General features: G+C 62.2%; 20 protein-coding genes. 3 read left to right on the top strand and 17 right to left on the bottom strand.

The annotated features are described in order from the left end of the window. Positions 1–63 precede the first annotated feature (63 nt). Entirely contained in the window at positions 64–2,013 is a 1,950-nt protein-coding gene (locus ACR9Y2_RS16885) for an alpha/beta hydrolase domain-containing protein (RefSeq protein ID WP_435042624.1), read from the top strand. A gap of 57 nt (positions 2,014–2,070) precedes the next feature. On the opposite strand, the gene ACR9Y2_RS16880 is transcribed toward ACR9Y2_RS16885, so the two are convergent. The 17 genes from ACR9Y2_RS16880 to ACR9Y2_RS16800 form a co-directional block, all read right to left on the bottom strand. Beyond that, entirely contained in the window at positions 2,071–4,533 is a 2,463-nt protein-coding gene (locus ACR9Y2_RS16880) for a glycoside hydrolase family 127 protein (protein WP_435042623.1), read from the bottom strand. Between the two features lie 65 nt (positions 4,534–4,598). Next, on the bottom strand, positions 4,599–5,348 hold the full coding sequence (locus ACR9Y2_RS16875; protein WP_435042622.1) for an AraC family transcriptional regulator: 750 nt from the start codon (positions 5,346–5,348) through the stop codon (positions 4,599–4,601). Positions 5,349–5,374: 26 nt separating this feature from the next. Further along, positions 5,375–5,938 (bottom strand): GyrI-like domain-containing protein, encoded by a 564-nt coding sequence (locus tag ACR9Y2_RS16870; RefSeq protein WP_435042621.1) that lies wholly within the window; start codon positions 5,936–5,938, stop codon positions 5,375–5,377. 65 nt (positions 5,939–6,003) lie between these two features. Beyond that, positions 6,004–6,918, bottom strand: coding sequence for a phosphotriesterase (locus ACR9Y2_RS16865; protein ID WP_435042620.1), 915 nt, complete (start codon positions 6,916–6,918; stop codon positions 6,004–6,006). A gap of 16 nt (positions 6,919–6,934) precedes the next feature. Next, a complete protein-coding gene (locus ACR9Y2_RS16860; RefSeq protein ID WP_435042619.1) occupies positions 6,935–7,963 on the bottom strand; it encodes a class I SAM-dependent methyltransferase in 1,029 nt (342 codons plus the stop codon). Positions 7,964–8,024: 61 nt separating this feature from the next. After that, entirely contained in the window at positions 8,025–9,359 is a 1,335-nt protein-coding gene (locus tag ACR9Y2_RS16855; RefSeq protein ID WP_435042617.1) for an enolase C-terminal domain-like protein, read from the bottom strand. 4 nt (positions 9,360–9,363) lie between these two features. Beyond that, positions 9,364–9,528, bottom strand: a complete 165-nt coding sequence (locus tag ACR9Y2_RS16850) for a hypothetical protein (RefSeq protein WP_321477512.1) — start codon at positions 9,526–9,528, stop codon at positions 9,364–9,366. A 14-nt stretch (positions 9,529–9,542) separates the two neighbouring features. Beyond that, positions 9,543–10,220, bottom strand: a complete 678-nt coding sequence (locus ACR9Y2_RS16845; protein ID WP_435042615.1) for a cytochrome c biogenesis protein — start codon at positions 10,218–10,220, stop codon at positions 9,543–9,545. A 10-nt stretch (positions 10,221–10,230) separates the two neighbouring features. After that, complete coding sequence (locus ACR9Y2_RS16840) at positions 10,231–10,911, bottom strand: heme exporter protein CcmB (RefSeq protein WP_435042613.1); 681 nt, start codon at positions 10,909–10,911, stop codon at positions 10,231–10,233. Then, positions 10,911–11,609 carry a heme ABC exporter ATP-binding protein CcmA gene (gene ccmA, locus ACR9Y2_RS16835; protein ID WP_435042612.1) on the bottom strand — a complete coding sequence of 233 codons (699 nt, stop codon included), beginning with the start codon at positions 11,607–11,609 and terminating at the stop codon, positions 10,911–10,913. Before ccmA ends, ACR9Y2_RS16840 begins: the two co-directional genes overlap by 1 nt. Further along, positions 11,606–12,628: a hypothetical protein gene (locus ACR9Y2_RS16830; RefSeq protein WP_435042611.1), complete on the bottom strand. Its 1,023-nt coding sequence runs from the start codon at positions 12,626–12,628 to the stop codon at positions 11,606–11,608. The genes ccmA and ACR9Y2_RS16830 overlap by 4 nt, the downstream gene beginning before the upstream one ends. Next, positions 12,625–13,095 carry a zinc ribbon domain-containing protein gene (locus ACR9Y2_RS16825; RefSeq protein WP_435042610.1) on the bottom strand — a complete coding sequence of 157 codons (471 nt, stop codon included), beginning with the start codon at positions 13,093–13,095 and terminating at the stop codon, positions 12,625–12,627. The genes ACR9Y2_RS16830 and ACR9Y2_RS16825 overlap by 4 nt, the downstream gene beginning before the upstream one ends. A 15-nt stretch (positions 13,096–13,110) precedes the next feature. Continuing rightward, complete coding sequence (locus tag ACR9Y2_RS16820; protein ID WP_435042609.1) at positions 13,111–13,602, bottom strand: cytochrome c-type biogenesis protein; 492 nt, start codon at positions 13,600–13,602, stop codon at positions 13,111–13,113. Next, complete coding sequence (locus ACR9Y2_RS16815; protein WP_435042608.1) at positions 13,574–15,589, bottom strand: heme lyase CcmF/NrfE family subunit; 2,016 nt, start codon at positions 15,587–15,589, stop codon at positions 13,574–13,576. Before ACR9Y2_RS16815 ends, ACR9Y2_RS16820 begins: the two co-directional genes overlap by 29 nt. Before the next feature lie 26 nt (positions 15,590–15,615). Further along, entirely contained in the window at positions 15,616–16,065 is a 450-nt protein-coding gene (locus ACR9Y2_RS16810; RefSeq protein WP_435042607.1) for a cytochrome c maturation protein CcmE, read from the bottom strand. A 145-nt stretch (positions 16,066–16,210) separates the two neighbouring features. Then, on the bottom strand, positions 16,211–17,641 hold the full coding sequence (locus ACR9Y2_RS16805; RefSeq protein ID WP_435042606.1) for a peptidoglycan DD-metalloendopeptidase family protein: 1,431 nt from the start codon (positions 17,639–17,641) through the stop codon (positions 16,211–16,213). Between the two features lie 165 nt (positions 17,642–17,806). Next, the gene (locus tag ACR9Y2_RS16800) at positions 17,807–19,447 is read right to left on the bottom strand and encodes an MSCRAMM family protein (RefSeq protein WP_435042605.1); all 1,641 of its coding nucleotides are present in this window, start codon (positions 19,445–19,447) and stop codon (positions 17,807–17,809) included. A 720-nt stretch (positions 19,448–20,167) separates the two neighbouring features. Between ACR9Y2_RS16800 and ACR9Y2_RS16795 the strand changes: the two genes are divergently transcribed. After that, the gene (locus ACR9Y2_RS16795; RefSeq protein ID WP_435042604.1) at positions 20,168–21,484 is read left to right on the top strand and encodes a Gfo/Idh/MocA family protein; all 1,317 of its coding nucleotides are present in this window, start codon (positions 20,168–20,170) and stop codon (positions 21,482–21,484) included. Between the two features lie 92 nt (positions 21,485–21,576). After that, positions 21,577–23,388: a PQQ-binding-like beta-propeller repeat protein gene (locus ACR9Y2_RS16790; RefSeq protein WP_435042603.1), complete on the top strand. Its 1,812-nt coding sequence runs from the start codon at positions 21,577–21,579 to the stop codon at positions 23,386–23,388. Positions 23,389–23,416 lie beyond the last annotated feature (28 nt).

Here is a 23,416-nt window from a genome sequence, read left to right as displayed (position 1 = left end):
CTCTCCGCAGCCACGCTGCTGATGGCGCTTAGCCCCAGAGCTACCGCAAGGATCGTTCGAATCGTGATCGAGCAGAAAGAATCGCCGGCGTTCGCGGGCAAGGACTTTGGCGCCGGGGCATATGAGCGGCTTTCGGGCCAGGTCTTCGGCGAACTGGACCCCGCCGATCCCAGGAATTCCATCATCACCGACATCCAATTCGCGCCCCGCAATGCCCGCGGGATGGTCGAGTATTCGGCGACCTTCACATTGTTGAAGCCAATGGACACAAGTAAGGCGAGCGGCGTACTCATCTACGACGTCCCTAATCGCGGGAGCCGCCTGCTGTTGGGTGCGATCCAAGGCGGCGAGCCGGGAGACGGCTTTCTCTTTCGACGTGGGCATGCCATTCTCAGCAGCGGCTGGCAGGGAGACGTGCTGCCAAGCCCCGGCGTGCAAAGCCTGCTCGCACCAGTGGCGAGAAACCCCGATGGCTCGAGCATCACTGGCCCCGTGCTCGTGCGATTCAGTGATCTGCCGCCGGGCACAACGTCCATGCCGGTGACGGCCCTGCTGCCCCGACGCCCTTATCTTGCAGCCAGTCTTGACACCACGAAAGCAACGCTCACGAAGCGCGCGTCGGAAGAGGGCGCCATCCTCCCGCTCGCTCCCGGCGACTGGGCTTTCGCGGACTGCACCACACGGGCATTTCCTGGTTTGCCCGACCCCGGACACATCTGCCTGAAGAAAGGGTTTGAACCCGGCTTTCTTTACGAACTCACTTACACCGCGAAGGACCCTCTGGTGCTGGGCATCGGCTTTGCAGCCACTCGCGACACAGTATCCTTCTTCCGTCGCGAGGCAAAGGATGGAGTTGGCGCGGCCAATCCGCTCTCTGGACAGATTAAACACGTGGTCGCCCTCGGCATCTCGCAGTCTGGCAATTTTGTGAAGTCGTTTGTCCATCTCGGCTTCAACCAGGATGAGCAGGGGCAGAGGGTGTGGGACGGCGCGGATGATCACATCGCCGCGCGCCAGACACCACTGAACTTTCGTTTCGCGGTACCTGGCGGATCCGCCGGCATGTACGAGCCGGGCAGCGAGGCCGTGCTCTGGTGGGCGGATTCGAACGACCCTGTTCGCGGCCGGAAGGCTGATGGAATGCTGCGCCGCTGCGGGCTCTCCTCCACGTGCCCGAAGATCTTTGAGACCTTCGGTTCGGCCGAGTTCTGGGGTCTGAAGATGTCGCCTGGCCTGGTAGGCACGGATGCAGTAGCGGACATTCCGCTGCCGCCCGCGGTGCGCCGCTACTATTTTCCGGGCACGACGCACGGAGGCGGCCGCGGCGGGTTCAATATCGCGTCCCCGGCACGCGGCGGCCGGTGCCTGCTGCCGGACAATCCCAATCCGGAATCGGACACCATGCGAGCGCTGCTCGACGCACTGGTGGCCTGGGTCACCAAGGATGTCGAGCCTCCGGCCAGCCGCTACCCACGGATCGAACAGGGTCAACTTGTCAGCGGCGGTCACCGCGAGATGGGATTCCCCGTCATACCCGGGTATCCCTTGCCAGATCAACTACTGAACACGTTCTACGACTACGATTTTGGCCCTGGATTCCTATACAACGATTTGTCGGGCGTGATTTCCCTGCAGCCGCCGGTGAGAAAGCAGGCCATCCGAATGCTGGTTCCAAAGGTTGATATTGACGGCAACGAGATGACCGGAGTGCCGTCAGTGCAACATCAGGCGCCACTGGGAAGCTACCTCGGCTGGAACGTCACGGCACGGGGCTTCCAACAGGGCCGGGGCTGCGGCTTCGCGGGCGGCTTTCTCCCGTTCGCCGCGACCCGGGCCGAACGGCTGGCTGCCGGGGATCCGCGCCCCTCGCTGGAAGAGCGCTATCCCACCCACGACTCGTTTGTCGAGCGGGTGCGTACAGCCGCCGTCCAACTGGTCCGCGATCGTTTCCTGCTGCAGGAAGATGCGGACCGGCTCATCCGGGAGGCGACTGTGAGCGCGGTCGGGCGCTGAGATCGCGCGCAGCCGGATTCTCGAAGCCTCTCATCGGGCAGGCGGATCCCGGCAATCTCAGGCTTTGCCGGAAGCTTCCCTGATCCACACGATCGAGGTAGGCGCGGGCTCCTCGGGGCGGCGACCGGTAGCATCGGGACCGGGCTCCTCGGGCGGCAGGGGCAGCCCGGGCTCGCGGTTCTTCCGGACGAAGTTCGGGATCGCCAGCATGGGACTGCCATCCGCGAACTTGCCATTCAAGACGATGATTCCGCCCAACAGGTCACCCTTCCACTCCGCCGTAACCGGCGAGGCCGGGGCCAACCGTTTGGTGATGTCCTGCTCGTTGCGCTCGATGTTGTAGATCAGCGGGCCATAGCGCAGCGCGACCTTACCCCGTGTCGCCTCGATTTGCTCGACACCCTTTACACGCTGGGGCTTCAGTGGCACCTCGAATTCAATCTTGTCGCCCGCCTTCCAGGTGCGGGCGATCACCGCATAGCCCTTCTCCGCCGCCGTCTTCACCGCTTTTCCATTTACCAGGATTGAGGTGATCCCGTTCGAATCCGGTGAAGGTTTGTAGAGTTGGCTCACTCCGCGATCAGGCATCCGGATGCGTACACTGAACTGCTTCGATGCCTTGGGATTCACCGTGATGGCCACTTTGCCGTTCCACGGGTAGTTGGTCTCCTGCACCATCTCCACATCAGTGCCGGCGACTTTCTCCAACACGATGGAACTGCCCACGAACAGGTTCACATAGACCGAATCCGGTGTCCTGGAGTAGGTCCACGTGGGCAGCATCAACAGTGTACGAGGGATGTTTCCGACGCAGCACGGGCAGACGTGCCACTCGTATCTGGGCACTACTTCGTCTAGCGGGTTGTCGTAGTAGAAGTATTTGCCCGACAGATCGACTGAACCCAGAAGTGCGTTATAGAGGGTGTCCTCATAGAGGTCGACGTACTTCGCTTCGTGATACGCCAGATGCATCTTCCAGTGGAAGAAGATTGCGCCGCAACTGGAACAGGCCTCGCAATACCCGCGATTCCTCAGGGAGTAATTGGGCCCGAACCCCTCGTCCGTCTCGCCGCTGCCGATCCCGCCAGTCAGGTAGTATTTGCGGTGCACCAGATTGTGCCACAGCGACTTCACCGCGCTCTGATAGTCCGGATCGTGCGTTTCCACGGCCACGTCCGCCATTCCTGAATACGTATAAGCGGCGCGCACGGCGTGACCCACCGCCTCGTATTGCTGGGTCACCGGCAGATGGCTCTGGTCATATTCCAGCTGTTCGCGTGGACCGGTGGCCGTCGTATAACGAGAATCCAGCAGGATCTTCGCCAGTTGAATGTAGTGGTCGCCCTGGCCGCCACCTTCCATGTCGTTCACGAAGCGCCCGAAGCGCACCAGCCCCTGTTCGATCTGCTGATGTCCGTCAAACCAGGGTTTCTTCGGCGCAGGACCCAGGTTGTTGTACCAGCAATCGGCCAGCTTCCTGGCGGCATTGTACAAGCGCGCATCTTTCCGCTCGGTCATCAGGTAGTGATTGATGGCCGACTCCAGGAAGTAGCCCGCGACATAGCCTTCGTGGTCGCCGCGGTGCGCCGGGTCCCAGTGCTTGAACCCCGTGGTGTCGATCACCTTCCCGTTCCGGCTTTCCCTCGACAGCGTGAACGCGGTCTGCAAGTAGCCGTCCGGCTCCTGCGCCGCGAGGATTTTGGGAATCCAATCGTCCAGCGTGGCGCGCATCTTTTTATGCGCCGCAACAATCTCGGGATCGCCTTGCGCATCCACCATCAGAGCGATGCTCATCGCCTCCACTGTCTGATGGACCCAGGCGTTGGAAAACACGTAGCCTTTGTGGAGGCCGTGCGGCTCACCCCGCAGCGCCTTCCCTGCCTCAACAAAGTTGTCGATGCCACCGGGACCAACCTGGATATCGGTGCGGTTGATCTGATCGATGCAGTGAGGAATCCAGTTCACGATCAGCGCTTTCGCGCGCGCATTCCACAACGGACTCGAGATCTTGAAATTGCGTGTGTACACCGCGCCGAGTTGCTGCGTGGGCGGGGGCGTTTCCACCAGCACCTGCAATGTGGACGCGGACTGGGCCTGGCCGTTGGCGGCCGTCAGTTTCAGGACGTAGGCGCCGGGCGCCGTGAAGGTAGCCGTTGTGATGGGCGCCTTCGCATCGGCAAACGCGACGGTCCCGGGACCCGACTGCTTACTCCAGGCAAGCGTCACGGCCGGCCCGACAGGCGCAGGCGGCGGCGGCGGCGCTCCACGGCGCACCGGCCGGCCGGGATGCGGCACCGCACCGTAGCCGGCCCAGCCGCGCAAATAGGTCTTACCCGGCAGAATTACCACCCGGTCCAGGCCAGCTTCGATGTTCAAGGGCGGCGCGTCGGCGGCTGAAGCGCAGGAGACAATTGCTGAATTCAGAACCGGGGCGAGGACCGCCCCCGCCACGGCGGTCTTGCCCGCATCGCTGAGAAGAGTCCTGCGGGAAATGCGTGTTCCGGATGGTTTGCCTGACATAAGCTGGCGCCTCCAGAATCAGCTTACACGCAATTCGACCAGGTCCATCGCGAGGGGCCTCCGGTCTACTCGAGGGGCAGATAAATGTCGGTGATCAACCGCTCTGGCGGCGTACTGCGCGGGTCATTGCGGTAGTACTCAATAGACGCGGTCCACGCCGCTTCGCGGCCGCTTTGAGGCAGCCATTCTCCGCACAGCCTGGCGTACGTGAGCCCCAACTGATGGTAGGGGCCGCTATGCCGCATCACAGCAAATTCGCGCTCCGGCAATTCCACCAGTTCCAGGCCGCTGGGCGGCACAGTGCCCGGCTTCACTTTCAGCGCCGCGTCATATCGCTGCGCGGACGGCTCAGTCGCCTCCGGATCGTCGTGCACGATGCCGAAATATTCGAGCCCGGGGCCCAGCAGCCGGGCCGGACCCGCCAGCGCAAACAGGCGCTGCCAGGCCTCACCCACTTCCGCATACGGTCCGGTATGGCGCGCGGCCACAGCCCAGCGCAGAGGCATGCGCAAGACGTGCACCGTCTGGGCCTCGCGAAACTCCGCCGGCGACTCGCCATATCGGGCATGAAAGGCGCGCGTGAAGCCTTCATGGCTCTCATAGCCTGCCTCCAGCGCAATGTCGATGATCGGCCCCGCGCCACGCTGCAGCCTGTCAGCCGCGCGCTCCATCCGCAGCCGTCGCACGTACTCTTTCACAGGTTCTCCGGTCATCCCGCGGAAGATCCGGTGAAAATGGAAGGGCGAGAAGCAGGCCACACCGGCCAGGTGGTCGAGCGAGAGTTCTTCGTCGAGGTGATCTTCGACGTACCTCATCACGCGCAGAATCCGCTGCTGATAGTTCATGACGGCCGGCCCGGTGCGACCGCCTTCCTCACCGGGTAGCGAACCACGGTCTTCAGCCGCTCTGGCGCTGTGCGCCGCGGATCGGAGAGGTAGATCTCATGGTGCGGGCCCACCAGTTCCAATCCATTCTCATCGGCGAACTGCTTCAGAATAGCGATGGTCTCGGCCACCTGGTCGTACGGTCCGACGTGTAACGCCTGCAGGCAGCGGCCTTCTTTCCGCGTGACCAGTTCGATGCGCTGCACCGACTCGGTCTTGCCCTTCTCTATGAGCTTCACGGCGGTCTCCCGCACTTCGTCCATGCGGATCACGGACGGTACCGGCAGTTGCAGTTGCCAGTCTGTGATCGTGGAATACACCCCTTCCAGGGGGGCAACGGGAAACGACGCCCGGCCGCTGAACTTGCGCGTCATCTTGATCGTGTAAGCCATCGGGTACAGCGCTCCGATCGCGTCCTGGAACTCAGGTCCGCCGGGTTGCCCGTGACCCTCGATAGAGAGATAGTGCGTGGCGGGAATCTCGACCAAAGTAGGTTTCTTGGAGTAATTCGGTTTGGCCATGAACACAACATACGGCTTTCCGGGAACGGTGTCTTGACCGTTCTTGCGAAGTGACGGTGGGCGGCTCAGGCGAAGGCGCGGCGGGGATTGTCCACCAGCAGCCGGCCCCAATAGGAAGCTGGAATCAACGGCAGAAACCCGCTGTAGAGGTAGGTGTACCCGCGGTAAGTGCCGCCGCCCTTCTCCCCGACGTGGTACCAGCCGGCATCCTGCGAAATGAGAACCTGCGTCAGCGCGCCGCGGCCCTGCATCCATTCAACGCATTCACGATGCCATTCCGCCGACGATTCACTGATGCCGTCGAACTCCACCCAGGCCCCCGTACGGGCAACCGATTCGTGAAACTTGTGGTCCTTCTCGCTGTGGGCATGCACCCAGATGAACTTGGCCGCCGGGCAATGCAGGCCGGCCAGTATCTCCAGTTGCGCCTCGGCGGCCGGTCCGCCGCCGTTCGTATGGGAAGCGATCGGCAACCCGGTCTCCAGCGACGCCATGGCGGCCGCCTCCACTAGTTTCCGGTCGAGCGGTTCCAATGGAAACCCGTTCACCGCCGTTTTGATGAACCGCGGCTTGAGCCCTCCAATCCCGTTCTTCCACTCCGAGACATAGCGTTTCGCCAGGTCGCGCGCGGACTCCTGCCTGGCAAACTCGGGCACTGCTGACCGGTTGGCCGCGCCGTAGATTCCAGTATTGGTCCAGATCTCAATGCCGGCCGCCTCCTGGAGACGTGCGCAGAGCCGGGCGTCGCGCCCCAGGTAGTTGGGGGTGCATTCGTGCAGCCGCACGCACCCGAACGACTTCAACTCTTCCAACTTCGGCCTGGCGATGCGGAACACTTCCTCCGCGTCGTATCGAGAGGGAGATGCCTTCTCCGCCCCGATGAAATCCACCAGAACGTGTTCGTGAATCAGGATGCTGTTGGGGACCGATGGTGTCGATGGACCCAGCATGGCCCCCATGAGGAATTCTCGCCGGCGCATGCGGCGATTGTATCGCCTATCGTGCGATACCAGTGACTACCGTGTGCGGAGAATGCGGCACCGGATGCGCCTCGATCTGGACGAAGCCCGCTTCGCGGTGCATTGCCTGATACTCGCTGAAAGTATAGGCATCGCCACCGGGTGTCGAGACAAGCATGACCATGCTGAATGCGGCGGGCATCGGCGGAGTGACACGATCCTCGTTGGGCACGAACTCCAGAGTCGCCGAGAGACCACCCGGCTTGAGCGCGGCCCGAACCTTCTTCAGCAGGTCAGTGCACGTTGGGATGTCGAAGTGATGCAGGAAGTTCGTTAGCAGAATCGCGTCATAAGGACCGCCGAAGTCGACATCGAAAGCGCTGCCCGGCAACCGGCTGAACCGGTCGCCCACGCCTGCCTTCCGGGCGTTATCTTCGGCGACATCCAGCACCTTGGGCCAATCGCAAGCAACTATATGCGCCTCGGGATGCTGCTTTGCGATCTCAATTCCAAAGAGCCCGTGTCCGGCCGCGATGTCCAGGATCCGTAGCGGACCGGTGCGTCCGTTGAGCACCACGGTGCCCAGCGGGCCGGCCAGCGGAGCCATCATCGGCGCCATGCTGTGCGCGAACTCCACCCAGATGGGGTTGTCCGGTTCCACGCTGCCTTCGCCGGGCAGGGTGGTTCGCCCGGTTCGGACAATTTCGGTCAGGCTGTCGTAGGACTTCTTCATCTCAGAGAGCCCCAGGAAGCGGGCGGTGGAGTGCAGCGACGCCGGCGAGTTGGGGTCGAGGAAGAGCGCGCTGGTGGGCGTGTGGGTGTAAATCCCGTCTTCCTTCTGCAACAGACCCATGACGACCAGGAAGTCGCAGAGGATACGGGTGCCGCGCGGCGATGCCGAGCAGCGGCCCGCCAGCGTGAGCGCATCAGCCGGACCTTGGCCGACGGCGCGGAACAGGTCAATCTCAATGGCGGTGCGCAGCGCGGCCGACCGCTGGTGCGCATTCAGGTTCTCGAATATGAGCCCCGGATTGGGGGCGGGATCCATGGCAATCCCAGGTTGCATGGCAGGCCTCCTCTATTGAGGACAGGATAGCGCCACGGATCCCCAGCTTTCCAAGAATTCTTTACTGTTTGATAACTGTTCCGTCGCGGCGCCTTACTTCGCCCCAACCGCCGTTCATCTTCTGGCGGTCGCCGCGTTCGCCCGAGCCAAAAGGATACTTCTTGGCCGCGGCTTCGTTCACTTCGATGCCCCAACCAGGCGCCTCGGTGATGTAGTAGTAGCCATTGCGGATCTCCGGACAGCCGGAGAACACTTCCTTCACGCGTTCGGGGAACTCATAGCTCTCCTGAATGCCGAAGTTCTGGCAGACCAGGTCGAGCGTGATGTTCGCCGCGTGACCGATGGGAGAAACGTCGCCCGGACCGTGCCAGGCCGTCTTGACGCCCATCATCTCGCCCATGGCTGCGATCTTCCGGCAGGGGGTCAGCCCGCCGGCCTGCGTGACGTGGATACGGATGAAGTCGATCAGCCGCTCCGCAATCAGCGGCGTCCATTCGTGCGGGCTGTTGAAGAGTTCGCCCATGGCCAAAGGCGTCGAGCACTGCTGGCGGATCTGGCGGAACCACGCGATGTCTTCCGGCGACAATGCGTCCTCCAGGAAGAACAGCCGGAACTTTTCCACTTCCTTGGCGAGCCGGACAGCCTGGATGGGCGAAATGCGCTCGTGCACATCGTGCAGCAGTTCGATCTCGTCGCCCAGTTCCTTACGGCAGTATTCAAACATCTTCAGCGCGCGCCGGATGTAATCCTCGGGCTCGAAGACCGGCTTGTCGTGGAGTTTCTCCACCTTCACTTCGCTCCCGCCAGAGCCATATCCGGCCTGCCCGGGTACGCCAATCTGTACGCGGATGTGGCGGAAGCCGCGTTCCATGAACTTCTTTGCGTTGGCGACCAGTTGCGGGAAGTCGGCGCCCGAGGCGTGCCCGTAACAGTCCACGGCTTCGCGGCACTTGCCGCCCAGTAACTGGTAGACAGGCATCCCGGCCTGACGACCCTTGATGTCCCACAGTGCCTGGTCCACACCGCTAATGGCATTGTTCAGCACCGGGCCATTGCGCCAGTAGCTGGAGTTGTACATTGCCTGCCAGAGATCGTCAATACGATCGGCCTTCTGGCCGATGAGAAACGGCTTCAGATAGCGCTCGACGGCGCTGACCACCAGGTCTGCCCGCTGGGTATACGTCCCGCAGCCATAGCCATACAAGCCGTCCTGGTCGGTAATAACCTTCACGACGACCAGGCGCAAGCCCACCGGAGCGGTGGCGATGACCTGGACATCCTTAATTTTGGGCGAGGGCGTGGCCCGCGTGGCGCGCGCAACAGATTCCTGCGCGGCCATCTCGCGGGCTGACAGGGCCCCCGCGCCTACCAATTGGAGCAGGCTGCGGCGATTCATTTGGTTAATGTTTCTCCTTGTCCTCGAGCATTCGCTGTAGGCTCTCCATCTGGCGGCGAATTCGGCCTTCGCGGCTGACGAGAGTCAGCACATAGACCACCAGGACGAGCCAAGCGGTAATAAGCCCGTAGGCAAGGTATTCAAAATTGCGAGCAGCGGCGTCGTTCATGGTGAGCTAATCTCCTAGAAAGCGTGCGCGGACCGGCGCAACGCATCCACCTCGCGCTGCCGCCGCTCCTGCATCATGCGGACGGCGACCAGCACAAAGGCGACCATCAAAATCGGAACCCAGTTGCCGTACAGCATGGCCCGGTAGCCCGAGTCCATCTTCCCGTCCCCATACAGCACGGGTTGCGGATGCTGCGTGCGGAACCACTTGATGGAGAAGAAGACGAACGGCACAACGGAGAAGCTGAGAATGGACATCACGGCTGACAGGCGGGCCCGTTCCGTGGGCTCCTCAATGGCGCGCCGCAGCACCAGGTAGCCGCCGTACAGCAGCCAGCAAATCAGCATGGAAGTGAGACGCCAGTCCCAAGTCCACCAGATGCCCCAGATGATGCGCGCCCAGATCATGCCGGTGAGCAGATTGGCGGCCCCAAAGGCCAGGCCGACCTCGGTGGTGGAGACACCCAGCGCATCCCATTTGAGATCCCTCGTCTTCAGGTAAGAAATCCCTGCAATCAGCGAGGCGAGGAAGCACACGAAGCACGTGAACGCGGCAGGGACGTGGAAAAAGATGATGCGGAAGATGGCGCCCTGAAACGCCTCATCCGGGAGATTGACCAGCATCTTCCAGATATTGTGGGTAAGCAAGGCAATAGCCAGTGCGCCCAGGCCGTACAGAGTCTTTTCTCTCATGGCTCTCCTGCTATCCAATCAGGACGGTGTCGATGAGCACAACCGCCAGCGAAGTAAAGATGATATCGAAGCCGACGAGCAGACGCAGCCAGGCGAACATATCGCCCTGAATGGGTTGTCCCGCGAGCAGAGGGGTGGTCAGCATCATGGCCGCCATCAGGCAGGGGATCAGCATGGGGTACACCAGCATCGGCAGCATCAACTCACGCAGCCGCAGGTTCACCGTCAATGCGGAGAAGATGGTACCGACCACGCAGACACCCCATGTGGCCAGGATCAAAACGAGGGCCAGCCACAGCGGCTGCTGCGCCCAGCGCACGTTATAGAAGACGCCGAAGATGGGCAGGCAAACCACTTCGATGCCCAGCAGCAGCACGTAGTTTGCCAGCACTTTCCCGAGAAACAATGCCGCGCCGGGCACCGGCGAAGAGATCAGGGCATCCAGGCAGTCATTCACCAGTTCCCGCGCGAAACTGCGGTTCAGGATGAGTGCGCCGGCGAAGGCGAACACCAGCCACAGCAGGCCGCCCGAGATCTCGCGCATCATCTCCGGATTGGCATCAAACGCGAAGCTGAACAACAGCAGGATCACCAACGCGAAGGCGAGCGAGGCGTTCAATGCCTCCTTGGTGCGCAACTCACTCCGCAGATCCTTTGCAGTGATAGTAAAGACCTGGCGCAGGAACAACATTACGCCTCTCCGTACGTGCGGTAGAGATAGCCAGGATCGTCCAGCATCTCCTGTGTGCGCAGTCCGCGATGGGCCAGCTTTCCACGATTGATCAGCACCACATGGCTGGCCAGTTCCAGCGCTTCGCGCAGTTGGTGGGTGGACATGAGTACGGTCCGCCCTTCCTTCAGCGCATCGCGCAGCAGATTCTGCAGCAGCGCGATCGCCCGGTCGTCCAGCGCCGTGAAAGGCTCGTCCAGCAGCAGCATTTGCGGGTTGTGCAGAAACGCCCGGGCCACCGCCAGACGCTGGCGCATACCGCGCGAGAATTCGCGCACCAGGCTGTCCTTCACGCGGTCCAGACCGGTACGTTCCAGCCAGTGATTGGCGGCGAAATCGGGCTTTTCCAACCCGTACAGGGAGGCGAACAGCCGCAGATTCTCATAGGCCGAAAGCTCGTCGTAGATGGCGATTCCGTGGCCAAGAATACCAATGCGGTTCCGGGTGGACCGGTTCTGAAAATCGGTATCGAACACCTTCACGACACCGCGGGAGGGACGGGACAGCCCGGCCAGGATGCGGATCAGCGTCGTTTTGCCGGCCCCGTTCCTGCCCAACAGGGCTACACATTGCCCCGGCTCGATATCGAAGGCGACTTCACGAAGGGCCGCGTAGTCCCCGTAGAATTTCCAGAGTCCCTCGACGGCCAGCGCCTTCATGCCTTGGGCTTGCCCCCGGCGGAAGAGGAGGGTGCCGATTTCATATACTGGGCTGCAAAACTCAAAGCAAGAATGGCCAGGATCAGCCCCAGCGCCCACTTCCACTCACGTTCATAACCAGGAGGCATGATCTGTTGGATGCGCGGGCCGTCCTCTTCCCGGTCGGTCGCCTCAGGAGCCGTTCCAGCACCTTGCGCATCGGCCTCGGAGGAACGCAGCGTACCCGCCCCGCTGATCTTGACCGAATACGTGTTGCCCTTGATGTCGAAGATCGCCGCGCCGCTGCGGGGTTCATTGCCCAGGGAGGTGAGGCCGCTGCCTTCCACCGTGATCCCCTTCGGCGCAATCAACCGCACCGGGCCGGGATCGTGCAGGATCCGGCCGCTCAACACCATCGGATCCTTCACCGCCAGCTTATAGCTGATATCGAAGCGGGTCTCGCCCGGCTTCACGGGGAAATCGATGGCGTACTCACCCTTGCCGCCCAGCGGCTTCGGATCGCGTTCCACCGGCATGCCGCCCGGCGCGATCACCCGCGCCTTCACGTCATTGCCCGCTTCCGGCGGCGCCGTAAAATGCAGCGTACCCGCCTTGGGGTCATACCACGTTGTCTGGCTGTCGTTCTGGAAGATGACCGTCTCGTTGACGACCAGTTCCTTCCCGTCCGACTCCACCAGGATCATGTGCTGCGACATGTCGATCGCACTCAGCTTCGGCAGGGCATCGAACACCTGCACCTGCAAGCCGGTGGTGGGCGCGTTCGGCTGCAACTGCATGTTGTACGCAACACCCTGATACATCGCCTGCAGCAAGTGGACGGATGCAGCTGGAGCGTCGATCGAGAACTTGCCATCCGGCCCGGATTTGGCGGAACCTGCGGGCTCCATGCCGTTCTGGCCCAATTTAGTGAGACTCACGGTGACGCCCGGTTGCGGTTGCCCGGTGGTCTTGTTGACGACAGTTCCGTCGATGGCGGCCAGCAGCGGAAGGGCAGTGAGAAAGAGCAGTACGGATTTCATTCAGCGGCTCCCGACATCGACTTGCCGCATTCGCCGCAGAACTTCATCGGCTTATCAAACTTCGCACCGCAGTGCGGGCACAGCAGCGGTTCTGCGGCCTCGGCTTTCGCGGCGTCAGCCTGGGCCGGTTGTTCAGCCTTTGCGCTCTGCGCCGGCGGAGCGGCCTTGGCCGGCTTGGCGGCCGGAGGAGCAGGCTTCACGCCCTTCAGGACGCGGTCGATCTCGGCCAGCACAGCGGCGAGTTCGTTCTGCAGGGTCAGCTTGGTTTTCTGGTAGTCCGCCTCGGAGAGCTTGCCGAGCCGGTATTCGAAGTTGAGATCGCGTAGATTGTCATAAATGACAGCCTTGCGATCCTCCAGGTGTTGGATGGGCGAGGCGGCTTCGGGTTCGGGCAGGTCTTGAGGCCGGACGAACAATACGAAAGCGAGAACACCCACTGTAAGCAGGATAGAGGCGGCGAAAATCATGAGCCGTGGACCACTTTATTCCAAGTCCGAGAGATCCTTGTCAATGCGATCGCGATAGCGGGCCAGGTCAGCCGACTCTACAACGATCTGCCCGGGACCCTCGGCAACCGGGCGCTTTTTGAGATAACTGCGAAGAACAAGATAGATGGCGCCCAGTCCGCCGCTGATCCACACAAAGGGCATCAGCCAGCTCAACAGGTAGAAGCCCTCAGCCGGCGGCTTCAGCAGGATGTCCTTGCCATAGGCCGCGACCATGTCGGCGATGATGGCGTCGTCACTCTTGCCTTCATCCACCAGCTTCAGCAACTGCGTCCGGACGGGATCGGAAAAATGGCAGTTGATCATGTTGCAGCCCGTGATGCTGGCATAACACCCGCACTTGCACTGCATCTGATCACCCAACCGGCGCACACGCTCGTTCGTCAGGGGCACAGTGCCCTGCACGAGCGCGGCGCTCAACGCCAGCCCAAGAACGATCTTACTTCGTAGGTTGAGCTTGTTTTGCATAAACACCAACCACTTCCGTGCGAGCGTAGGAGTACTTCACCTTGCTCGGAACCAGGCAAATCAGCGTGCCAAACAACAGCACGTAGAAGCCTACCCAGATGCAGCTCACCAGGGGGAAGATGTACACCTGGATGATCGCTGCCGTCGGGTCGGTCTGGCTCATGCTCGCGAAATTCAAATAGAGGTCCTCGTTCAACCGGCGCCGGATCGAGACCTGCGACGTCGGCTGCTGGCTCGAAACATAAACCCTGCGCTCCGGCGTCAGGTCGCCCAGCGAATCGCCACCCTTCGACACCGCGATCACCGCCCGCTGCCAGGAGTAATTCGGGTTGTCGCCATCCAACACCTGCTTCACCTGCAGGTCATAATTCCCAAGCTGGATGTGCTCGCCGATCTTCACTTCCTTCGTCGTGTCCTTGTTGAAGGCCGCGCCGGTGAAACCGATGAACATGATCACGATGCCCATGTGCACCAGGTACCCGCCGTAGCGCCGCGTATTGCGGTGCGTCAGCTCGATCATCGCCCGCAGAAAGTTCATCTGGTTCTTGATGGCGATGGCCCGCGACCCTTTGAAAAACTCCATCACAATCGTCGTCGTGACGAAGGCGCACAATCCAAAACTGATCAGCGCATACATGTGATGAATGCCTGAGGCCACCAGCCCCAGAACGGTGACGAGGAAGAAAACGGTAGGCCAGCGGAAGGCCCGCTTCAGGCTATCCCACGAACTGCGCCGCCAGGCGATCAGCGGACCCACGCCCGTCAGCAACAGCAGGAACAGGCCAATTGGAATGTTCACCTTGTTGAAGAACGGCGCGCCAACGGTGATCTTCTCGCCCATCACGGCTTCGGTCAACACCGGGAACAAGGTACCCCACAGGACGGCGAAACTAGAGGCCAGCAGGATCAGGTTGTTGAAGAGGAAACTGGATTCACGGCTCAGGACGCTCTCGAGGTGCGCTTCGGACTTCAAATAGTCCAACCGCTTGATGATCATGAACGTCGTGACGCCCACGGCGATCGCAAGGAACCCAAGGAACCACGAGCCCAGGGAGCTCTGCGCAAAGGCGTGCACGCTGGAAACTACCCCCGACCGTGTCAGGAACGTGCCGAAGATGCATAGGAAAAAGGTGCCCGAGATCAGCACCATGTTCCAGACCTTCATCATGCCCTTCTTCTCCTGCATCATCACTGAGTGCAGGAAGGCAGTGGCCGTGATCCAGGGCAGCAGCGAAGCGTTTTCCACCGGATCCCATCCCCAGTAGCCACCCCAACCCAGCACCGCGTACGCCCAGCCGGCGCCCAGCAGGATGCCTGTCGATTGGAACGCCCAGGTGATCAGCGACCACCGGCGCGTCGTGGCGATCCACGCCTCACCCGGTTGTTTGGTCACCAGAGAGGCGAATGCAAAAGCAAAGGGAACAATGAAGCCGACGTAACCCAGATAGAGCATCGGCGGGTGAATCGCCATCGCCGGATGCTGCAGAAGCGGATTCAGTCCATTGCCGTCCGCGACGGCCTGCACGCCCCTGCCCACGGCCAGCACCTGGAAGGGCGGCTCGATAAAGGCGTTCAGGGTGCAGAAGAAGATCTGCGTGAAGCTCAGCACCGCGATGACATAGGGCATCATGTCGCGGAATTTGCGGCGATTGGTCCAGAGCACCATCACCGAGAACGTGGACAGCAGCCACGACCACAGCAGCAGCGAGCCTTCCTGACCGCCCCACCACGCCGCGAACTTATACACCATCGGCATCGCCCGGTTCGACCGCGCGGCAACGTAGGCCAGGCGGAAATCGCTGGTCATCAGGGAGTAAACCAGGATACCGGCCGCCGTGGTCATCAGGATCCACACGGCGTACACGGCGCGCTCACCACTAACAACAAGAAACGCCCGTTTGCGGATCGATCCGACCAGCGAGGCGGAAAAGGCGTAGATGGCGAGACAGAAGGCCAGCAGAATGGCGAATGCGCCGAGAGTCTCCATGAAGTGCGCTCCCTATTAGCGGTGTTTTACGACATCGACGGCGGCTTGGCGCCGTTCAGGGGCTGAGCGGCCGGCTTGCCGCCCGGCGCTGCCTCATACTTAGAGGGACACTTTGCGGCAATGGAACTGGCCTGGAAACTGCCGTCGAGCTGCAGCTTGCCGTCAGCCATAGCCTGGGCATTGTCACGGAACGTATCGGGCAGCGGATCTTTGCCCGTGTAGACAACATTGAGGATCTGCGGCTGACCCTTCTCCGCGATCTGGAAGTGAACTCGCTCTCCGTCGCGTCGGATCGAGCCCGGCACTACATCGCCGGTAACGCGGACGCGCTTGGTGGCCTCACCGCCCGGCAGTTGCTTCAATTCGGAGATCGTTTTGTAGTAGGTCTTCGATTCGTTGATCCCGCTGGCCGCCAACCAGGCCAACGTGCCAACAATCGCAACCACGAGAAGGGTAAACCTAGCGTAGGTCTTCATGCGTCACCTTGCCCCCAGTATACGGCAATCCGTTCAGGAATGTCGCTAATACGTTGATATGAAGTAAGAAAAGCCGCTCCAGCAAGGGGCTCCAAGGGGCCTGAAACGGCTATATCGGACTAATAAGTCCTATTTTGGCAATGGGTTACCGCGCGGACGGTTCCACCCAGAAAGATAGGTTATTTCCTGCTCCCCGGACCGCCTGGACTGACACTCTCCAGGGGCCCGGCTCCGGCGTCTCGATGCGGACCGCCTCCGATTCGGGTCGATAGGTGTGCCCGCTTGGGCTCACCACGTACAAATCGAAGTCGGTGCCCTGGTCTTCCCAGCCAAGTTTGACCTCCAGCGCCTTCGCACCGCGCGGCACGGGCAGAATCCGGGTCCACCACTCCGCGAACCCGAGTGCGCCGTTCCACCGCGGGCGGGTGGGCTGCGCCTTCGCTGGCTGCGGCCGACCGGGCGTCACTACCTTGGTGAGAACAGAGGACTTCTCCTCAAAGCGAAAAGGAATGCTCTGGGCGGAGATCGACGCCGCCTTCGTGACGTGGACATGAACGTGGCGCCCAAACGAATACCCGCTGGTGCCCACCTCGGCCAGCACTTCCCCGGCGTCCACCCGCTGCCCGGTCCGCACGCGAAACGTCCCGGTCTTCAGATGGGCATAGTGCGAGAACTCGCCGTCATCGTGTTGAATCGTAATGTAGTTACCGAAGATTCGGAGATTTGGAGTCTGCCCGAAGCCCAAGTCATGCGCCGACACGATGCCGCCCCGCATAGCTGCCACAAAGCGAGCGTCGATCGGGGCGATGTCGTAAGCATGGATACTCCGCCCCCAATGAGAATAGGAGCCGTATGGCCGCTGTGAGATGCGCCAGTGCTCCGTCGAAAGCGTCGGCATGGCGTACCCGCCCCCGGTGGAAACCACGAATCGGGAGGGCGGACTCTGGGTGCCATCCGGATTCCGCAGGATCACCAGATACTCGGCCGCCTCCAGTTTCGGAATCGGCGCCGTGATCCGGTTGCCTTCCTGGTGCTCGGCCAGCAGCGGAGCGATGTATTGCCATCCGCCGGAGGGCGAATAACGGGCGATATTGATGGAGGTGTCGGAAGTAGCGCCGGTGGCGTCGATTACGAGTTCCTGATCGGTCACCCGAACTACGCGAGCCGCCAGATTGGTGGCAGCGCCCTGGACCTCGAAGCGCGCCTGTTGCAGCACAGCCTCATTCACCACCACGCGCACCGTCCAAACACCTGGCTGAGTGGCCGGTTCGAAGCCGCCAATCGGCAAAGCGCTGAGAAAGCAGAGGTTGGCCGTCGTCGGCAGGGTGTCGTAAGGGACCGAAGAGGAAGTTGCCCCGCTAGGAGCAATCCAGTCAATCCGCAATCTGTCGCCCGCTCGCACACCGCGGGCCACAAACTGGACGAAAGCCTGCTCGGAATCGGCCGTAAACCGCGCGGCTGAGCGTGTGATTGTGCAAGTCGACTCGTTCGCCGCAGAACCCAGGCGCAACTCGCCAACCGTAGCCGCCCCTACCGTCAGTGGTAGCAGCAGCGCAAAAAGAACCGTCCTCACCATCGAGATATCGGCGGAAACCCCGGCGAGCTTGAGACGGGGCGTTTCGAATCAGGGCTTGGGCTGCCCCAGGAGGCCGGAGGCGGTTGGTGTCCATCCTCGATCAGAAGCAACCGAGAAAAGGGATCCCGGTGCTGTTGCGGCACCACTGCGATCTTCAGGTTGACGCTAGGGCCGGACGGAAACGCGCGCGGAGCCATTCACTTCAACCCGCACATGAGGAAACCCAGTCCCGGCTCGCATCACTGAGAGTGCGGCCGTTGGATCGTCGCCACTCACCACCACGACCTCGTAGTCGCCCGGAGCCACCCCTTTGACTTCCGCCCGCGACTCACCCGCCGCGACCGGCACGCTCACGATTTGTCGCCAGTACTGAGCATCTGGACCGACAGGCACCAGGTAGACAGTGCCTGCAAATTCCTTCGCGTCTTTGACCTCAACCTGTACCTTCGACAGCGACTCTGACAATGTCACATCCAACGCGCGGACCCCGCCATCCAGGAGCACCGCTTCGTCCGGAGCAACCCCCTGCACCCCCAGCTTCACCTGCTTCGCATACAAGCCCGGTGGTGGCTCGATCGAACCGCGGTAATAACCGGGGAAAACAGCGTTGATCGACAGGGTGCCCGGCCCATCCTTGATCGCGCGCGGATTCATGAAGATATAGGTGTACGGGGCCTGCAGCTGGAAGCGTACCGTCCCCGTGTCGTAGCAGCCGGCAGTCGGCAGTTCCGTCTCTTTACACCATCGGGCCGTTTCGCTATCAAGCCGTGTATTGATCTGCAACGGGAAGGTGGGACGCACCTCCAGCTGAAACTCCGTCCGGTCTTCCTTGCCCGGGGTGAACGAGGCGGTTGCCACCACCCCGCCCGCGCCCGGCCCGAAGAGTTCAACCACCAACTGTTCCGCGGGCAGTCCGCAGAGCGTCACTTCTTTCGCGCCCGTCTTCAGTTGCAGGGTTGAGACCGGGTTGCGCGCAATTTTCGATTGCCGGTCAGCCAGGGCGGCCACCAGCCACATTGGATTGGTCGCACTCTCGCCGCCCATGATGGTCCCATGCGCGCAATAACCGGGTGCGCCCGCGAGTTGAATCGTCATGTCCGTGAGCGACTCGCCGCTCAGCAGCGACACCCGCCTCGCTTCTTCCAGGGAACGGCCCTGCGGGTAATATCCATCCATCAGCCGTTTCGCACCATGCGGCAAGCTGGAATAACCCCCACCGGCCTGGCTGCCCGGAACCGGCATGGCATACAGGAAGTACTCACCCGGCAACAGGTTCGAAATTGTGAAATTGCCCTCGCCGTCCGAACCGCCCGCTCCTACGACGGTCAACCGCCGCCATTCCAAACCCCGCTCGGTTGCCACGACGTTGGCCACCGCCCACACCATTGCGCCCGGAATGCCATCTCCTTGTGCATCGACGACCCGCCCGGAGATCCGGGAAAGGCTTTTCAGGTCGGCCTCGACCTGAAGTTTCTCCGCCGCACTGGTGAATCGCAACGGCTCGCGCGTCTTCGGATTGGTCAAATATCGGCGCTTGGCAAAACCGGTTGCGGAGGCTTCCAGCATATAAGTGCCGGCGGGTATGTCGGAGAAGCGGAATGTTCCATCGTCTCCACTCAATGTTGAGGCGGCTTCGGATTCATCGGAGGCATTGAGCAGACGGATTGAGGCCGCTCCGATGGGACGGCCCGTGGCGGCTCGTCGAACGACTCCGGTCATCGCCCCTTTCGGCGGAACAGGCGACTGCAGCGCAAACGCCGTACTTAGCGCGCGGAGAAGAAAGACACTCGCGATGACCCATCTCACGCAGGTACGCATTGAATCACCAGTAGCTGGAAGAATCGCCGTTCACTAATCGCAGCGGACATGCGAAATATTCGCCTGCGCTAGTGGGCAAATCATATCAAAAAATGAGTGGTTTCCGGGGTCCGAACGGATTCGGCTTGTCCTCCGCACCGCCAGAATCCGTCAGACCAGCCCCTCCAGGCGCGGGAGCGACGGCACCATTGGATCCCTCTCCGTGCGTCGCCCGACGCCTGTACACCGCCGGTGCGCGGAACTAACTACACCAAGCCGGCATCTGCAATGAAGATGAATCGACTGTTCGCGCTTCTCTTCCTGGTCGGCTGCGCTGGGGCCGGTTCGTGCCAAACTTCTAAGCCAGTTTCCATTTGCGAGTTGTCCCGCGATTTTCCGTCCTATGGGAACAGGATCGTCGTCTCGCGGGGCCTCTACTACCAAGGACTTCGGGGGATCTGCGCCACAGGGTGAGTGGATGGGCCATGGCCCTCATTTCTCGATCCATGAACACAGCAGGATGTATCGCGGGCCGATCTCATCAGCGCCATCCATTGGAGACGGCCAGTAGTCCGCTGACTCGATCTCAACTTGCCTGGCGGCGGCGCTTGTCGAAACTGGGGCATCAAGTATCGACCTACACCTCCCCCGGCCCATTTCCTGCCCTATCCCTGCACGATACAATCAGTCCGCAAGCCGTCCCGCACGCCGGCGGGCGATACAAGAATCATGAGCCTCCTAACAAATCCCACTCGCCGCGCCGCCCTGGGAACCCTCGGTGCCGCATTCGCCCCCACCATCGTCCCCTCCACGGTCTTCGGGCAAAGCGCCCCGTCCAACAAAATCACCCTCGCCGTCATCGGCACCGGCAATAACGGGTACGGCATGCTGGAGGAATTCCTCAAAGACGAGCGGGTGCAGATCGTCGCAGTCTGCGACGTGAACAAAGAGGGGCCTGGCTATTGGGATGGCTCCGTTCGTGGCTGGGGGCCGGCCCAACGCCTGGTGCAGGAAAAGACCGGAAAGAAGGGCTGTGTGGCCCTCACCGACTACCGCGACGTCCTGCGCCGCGCCGATATCGACGCAGTCTGCATCTCGGTGCCCGACCACTGGCATGCCCGCATCGCCATCGATGCCGCTCGCGCCGGCAAACAGATTTTCTGCCAGAAACCGCTTTCACTGACCGTGCGCGAAGGCCGAATGATGTCCGACGAGGTGCAGAAAGCCGGCGTCGTCTGGCAGACCGGCAGCCAGCAGCGATCAGACCCCAGCTTCCGCCGCGCCTGCGAACTCGTCCGCAACGGGCGCATCGGCAAAGTGCATACCGTTCGGGTCGGGCTGCCGGGAGGTTGCCCCGACTTCGGCAAAGTCGCCAGCCAGACCGCCGCTGTGCCCGTACCGGAAGGCTTCGACTACCCGTTCTGGCTCGGCGCCGCGCCGGAAGCGCCCTATTGCCCGGCCCGCGTTGGCGTTAATTTCCGCTGGAACTTCGACTACTCCGGCGGCCAGCTTACGGATTGGGGCGCCCACCATATCGACATGGCCCAATGGGGACTCGGCACGGATTACACCGGCCCCGTCGCCATACGCAACCCGCGCGCCGTCTTCGCTCAGCATCCGGTCTATAACACCGCCACCGAGTTCTACTTCGAGGCAGTGTATGAGAACGGCGTAAAGCTCATCGTCTCCGATCAGGAGAAGCGCGGCATCACCTTCGAAGGCTCCGAAGGATGGGTGTGGGGGGATCGCGGCAAGCATCAGGCCAGCTCTCCCGAGATTTGCTCGTCAGTACTCGGCGAGCGCGAACTGCACCTGTATGAGAGCGCCAACCACAACCGCAATTTCATTGATTGCATCCTGACCCGGAAACCCACCGCGGCGCCCATCGAAGTGGCGCACCGCTCCGTCACCATTGCCCATCTCGGCAACATCGCCCTCCGCACCGGGCGCAGCCTCCTCTGGAATCCGCATGCCGAACAGATTCTCGACGACCCCGGCGCCAGCGGCATGCTCGACCGCGTTCACCGCGCCCCCTGGACGCTCTAACGTCCGCCTGCAACCGTAGCGCCGGCTTGAACTGCTGGGCGTAACCGGGTTCTCTTGCCGCCCGTCGTGCTCAGTGATATCGTTGCTTCCCTGTGACGATTCCGACCGTCCGCCCCATTGGCCGCCTGGCAGTCCCTGCCCTGCTCGTCCTCAGTCTTCTCCTGGCGCCATCTGTCCTGCCCGCGCAGCAGCCCTTCGCCAGGCATTGCGCGGGCTGCCATGGCGACGACGGCCGCGGCACAGCCAAAGGCCCCGGTCTCGCCATGAACCCGCGTGTCGCCGTCCAATCGGCCGAACAACTGCGCACCTACCTGGAACGCGGAAATCCCAGCGCCGGCATGCCCTCGTTCTCGGACTTACCGCCAGCCGATCTCCAGGTCCTCGCCCGCTACCTGCTGCGCCTCAACGTGGAGACCATCGTGCCCCCAGCTCCAGTTGCCGGCGCGGCGCGCCAGACCAGTTGGGGACCGCCCCAGCCCGGCGACTGGCGCAGCTACAACGGCGACGATTCGGCCAACCGCTACAGCCCTCTCAGACAGATCACAACGGCCAATGTGCAGTCGCTCAAACTGAAGTGGGTATTCCCCATCCAGTACTTCGGACTGGAGGTGACGCCGATCGCCGCCGACGGCGTCCTCTACGTCACCGGCCCTAATCAGGTCTTTGCGCTCGACGCGCTCACCGGCCACGCTCTCTGGCACTACTCCCGGCCGGCCAGTCCGGGCATGGTCGGCGATGCCCGCCTCGGCACCAATCGTGGTGTGGCCCTGCTGGACGGCCGTCTCTTCTTCGTCACTGACAATGCTCATCTGCTTGCGCTCGACCGCGCCAACGGCCAGCTTCTCTGGGAGATCACCATGGCGCCCCCGTCGGACGAGAAGCACCACTATGGCGGCACCATCGTACCCCTCATCGTGAACGGTACCGTGGTCGCGGGTGTAGCCGGTGGAGACGAAGGCATCCGCGGTTTCGTCGCCGCGTTCCGTCCCGATACCGGAGCGCTCGTCTGGCGCCACTGGACGATTCCACGCGCCGGGGAACCCGGGATCGAAACCTGGCAGGGCAAGGAACCTCTTTACGGAGGCGGCTCCACCTGGCTGACGGGCTCCTACGACTCTTCGTCCGACACGCTCTACTGGGCCACCGGCAACCCCTGGCCCGACGGGGACGATCGCGACCGCCCCGGCGACAACCTGTATACCAACTGCGTCCTCGCCCTCGATGGCCACACGGGAGCCCTGAAATGGCACTACCAGTTCACTCCACACGACGTGAAGGATCGCGACGCAACTGAGCCCAACGTGCTGGTCGATACGGTCTACCAGGGTAAACCGGCGAAACTGCTGCTCCACGCGGACCGCAACGGCTTCTTCTATGTCCTCGACCGCACCAATGGGAAACTGCTGCTGGCCAAACCCTTCCTGCGCCGCGTTGATTGGGCCACCTCCATTGATGCGCAAGGCCGGCCCGTGGTGGTCGACCCGCGGGGCTGCCCCAGCGACGCCGCCAACTGGGACTCCACCGCCTACTCCCCACTCACCCGGCTCTACTACGTCATCGCCCTGGAAGAGTGCACCGGCAAGCCCACCGGCTATCCCGACCAGACGGGCCAGCGCTTCCTGCGAGCCCTCAATATCGAAACAGGCGAAATCGTGTGGGAAGTTCCGCAACCCGGAGCCGCACGCGCCAAGACCTGGACCGGGGTGCTCGCCACCGCCGGAGGCCTCCTCTTCTACGGCCGGCCCAACGGCGGCTTCGAGGCGGTGGATCAACGCAACGGCAAGACCCTCTGGAACTTCCCTACCAACGTGCGCATGAAAGCTTCGCCCATGACCTTCTCATTGGGAGGCCGGCAGTACGTTGCGGTCGCGGCCGGGCCCAACATCCTCTGCTTCGGCCTGTAAAAGAGGCCTCTCGCCGTCAGCCCTGCGA

This window comes from Paludibaculum fermentans (assembly GCF_051172195.1).
Classification (GTDB): domain Bacteria; phylum Acidobacteriota; class Terriglobia; order Bryobacterales; family Bryobacteraceae; genus Paludibaculum; species Paludibaculum fermentans_A.
This window is presented reverse-complemented; position numbering and strand designations above follow the sequence as displayed.

Coding starts and splice junctions, on each gene's coding strand:
- ACR9Y2_RS16855 (WP_435042617.1), bottom strand. CDS start 9,359: ATGAATCGCCGCAGCCTGCTCCAATTGGTAGGCGCGGGGGCCCTGTCA.
- ccmA (WP_435042612.1), bottom strand. CDS start 11,609: ATGAAGGCGCTGGCCGTCGAGGGACTCTGGAAATTCTACGGGGACTAC.
- ACR9Y2_RS16875 (WP_435042622.1), bottom strand. CDS start 5,348: ATGAGGTACGTCGAAGATCACCTCGACGAAGAACTCTCGCTCGACCAC.
- ACR9Y2_RS16795 (WP_435042604.1), top strand. CDS start 20,168: ATGAGCCTCCTAACAAATCCCACTCGCCGCGCCGCCCTGGGAACCCTC.
- ACR9Y2_RS16830 (WP_435042611.1), bottom strand. CDS start 12,628: ATGAAATCCGTACTGCTCTTTCTCACTGCCCTTCCGCTGCTGGCCGCC.
- ACR9Y2_RS16840 (WP_435042613.1), bottom strand. CDS start 10,911: ATGTTGTTCCTGCGCCAGGTCTTTACTATCACTGCAAAGGATCTGCGG.
- ACR9Y2_RS16860 (WP_435042619.1), bottom strand. CDS start 7,963: ATGCAACCTGGGATTGCCATGGATCCCGCCCCCAATCCGGGGCTCATA.
- ACR9Y2_RS16865 (WP_435042620.1), bottom strand. CDS start 6,918: ATGCGCCGGCGAGAATTCCTCATGGGGGCCATGCTGGGTCCATCGACA.
- ACR9Y2_RS16880 (WP_435042623.1), bottom strand. CDS start 4,533: ATGTCAGGCAAACCATCCGGAACACGCATTTCCCGCAGGACTCTTCTC.
- ACR9Y2_RS16825 (WP_435042610.1), bottom strand. CDS start 13,095: ATGATTTTCGCCGCCTCTATCCTGCTTACAGTGGGTGTTCTCGCTTTC.
- ACR9Y2_RS16850 (WP_321477512.1), bottom strand. CDS start 9,528: ATGAACGACGCCGCTGCTCGCAATTTTGAATACCTTGCCTACGGGCTT.
- ACR9Y2_RS16820 (WP_435042609.1), bottom strand. CDS start 13,602: ATGCAAAACAAGCTCAACCTACGAAGTAAGATCGTTCTTGGGCTGGCG.
- ACR9Y2_RS16815 (WP_435042608.1), bottom strand. CDS start 15,589: ATGGAGACTCTCGGCGCATTCGCCATTCTGCTGGCCTTCTGTCTCGCC.
- ACR9Y2_RS16805 (WP_435042606.1), bottom strand. CDS start 17,641: ATGGTGAGGACGGTTCTTTTTGCGCTGCTGCTACCACTGACGGTAGGG.
- ACR9Y2_RS16845 (WP_435042615.1), bottom strand. CDS start 10,220: ATGAGAGAAAAGACTCTGTACGGCCTGGGCGCACTGGCTATTGCCTTG.
- ACR9Y2_RS16810 (WP_435042607.1), bottom strand. CDS start 16,065: ATGAAGACCTACGCTAGGTTTACCCTTCTCGTGGTTGCGATTGTTGGC.
- ACR9Y2_RS16870 (WP_435042621.1), bottom strand. CDS start 5,938: ATGGCCAAACCGAATTACTCCAAGAAACCTACTTTGGTCGAGATTCCC.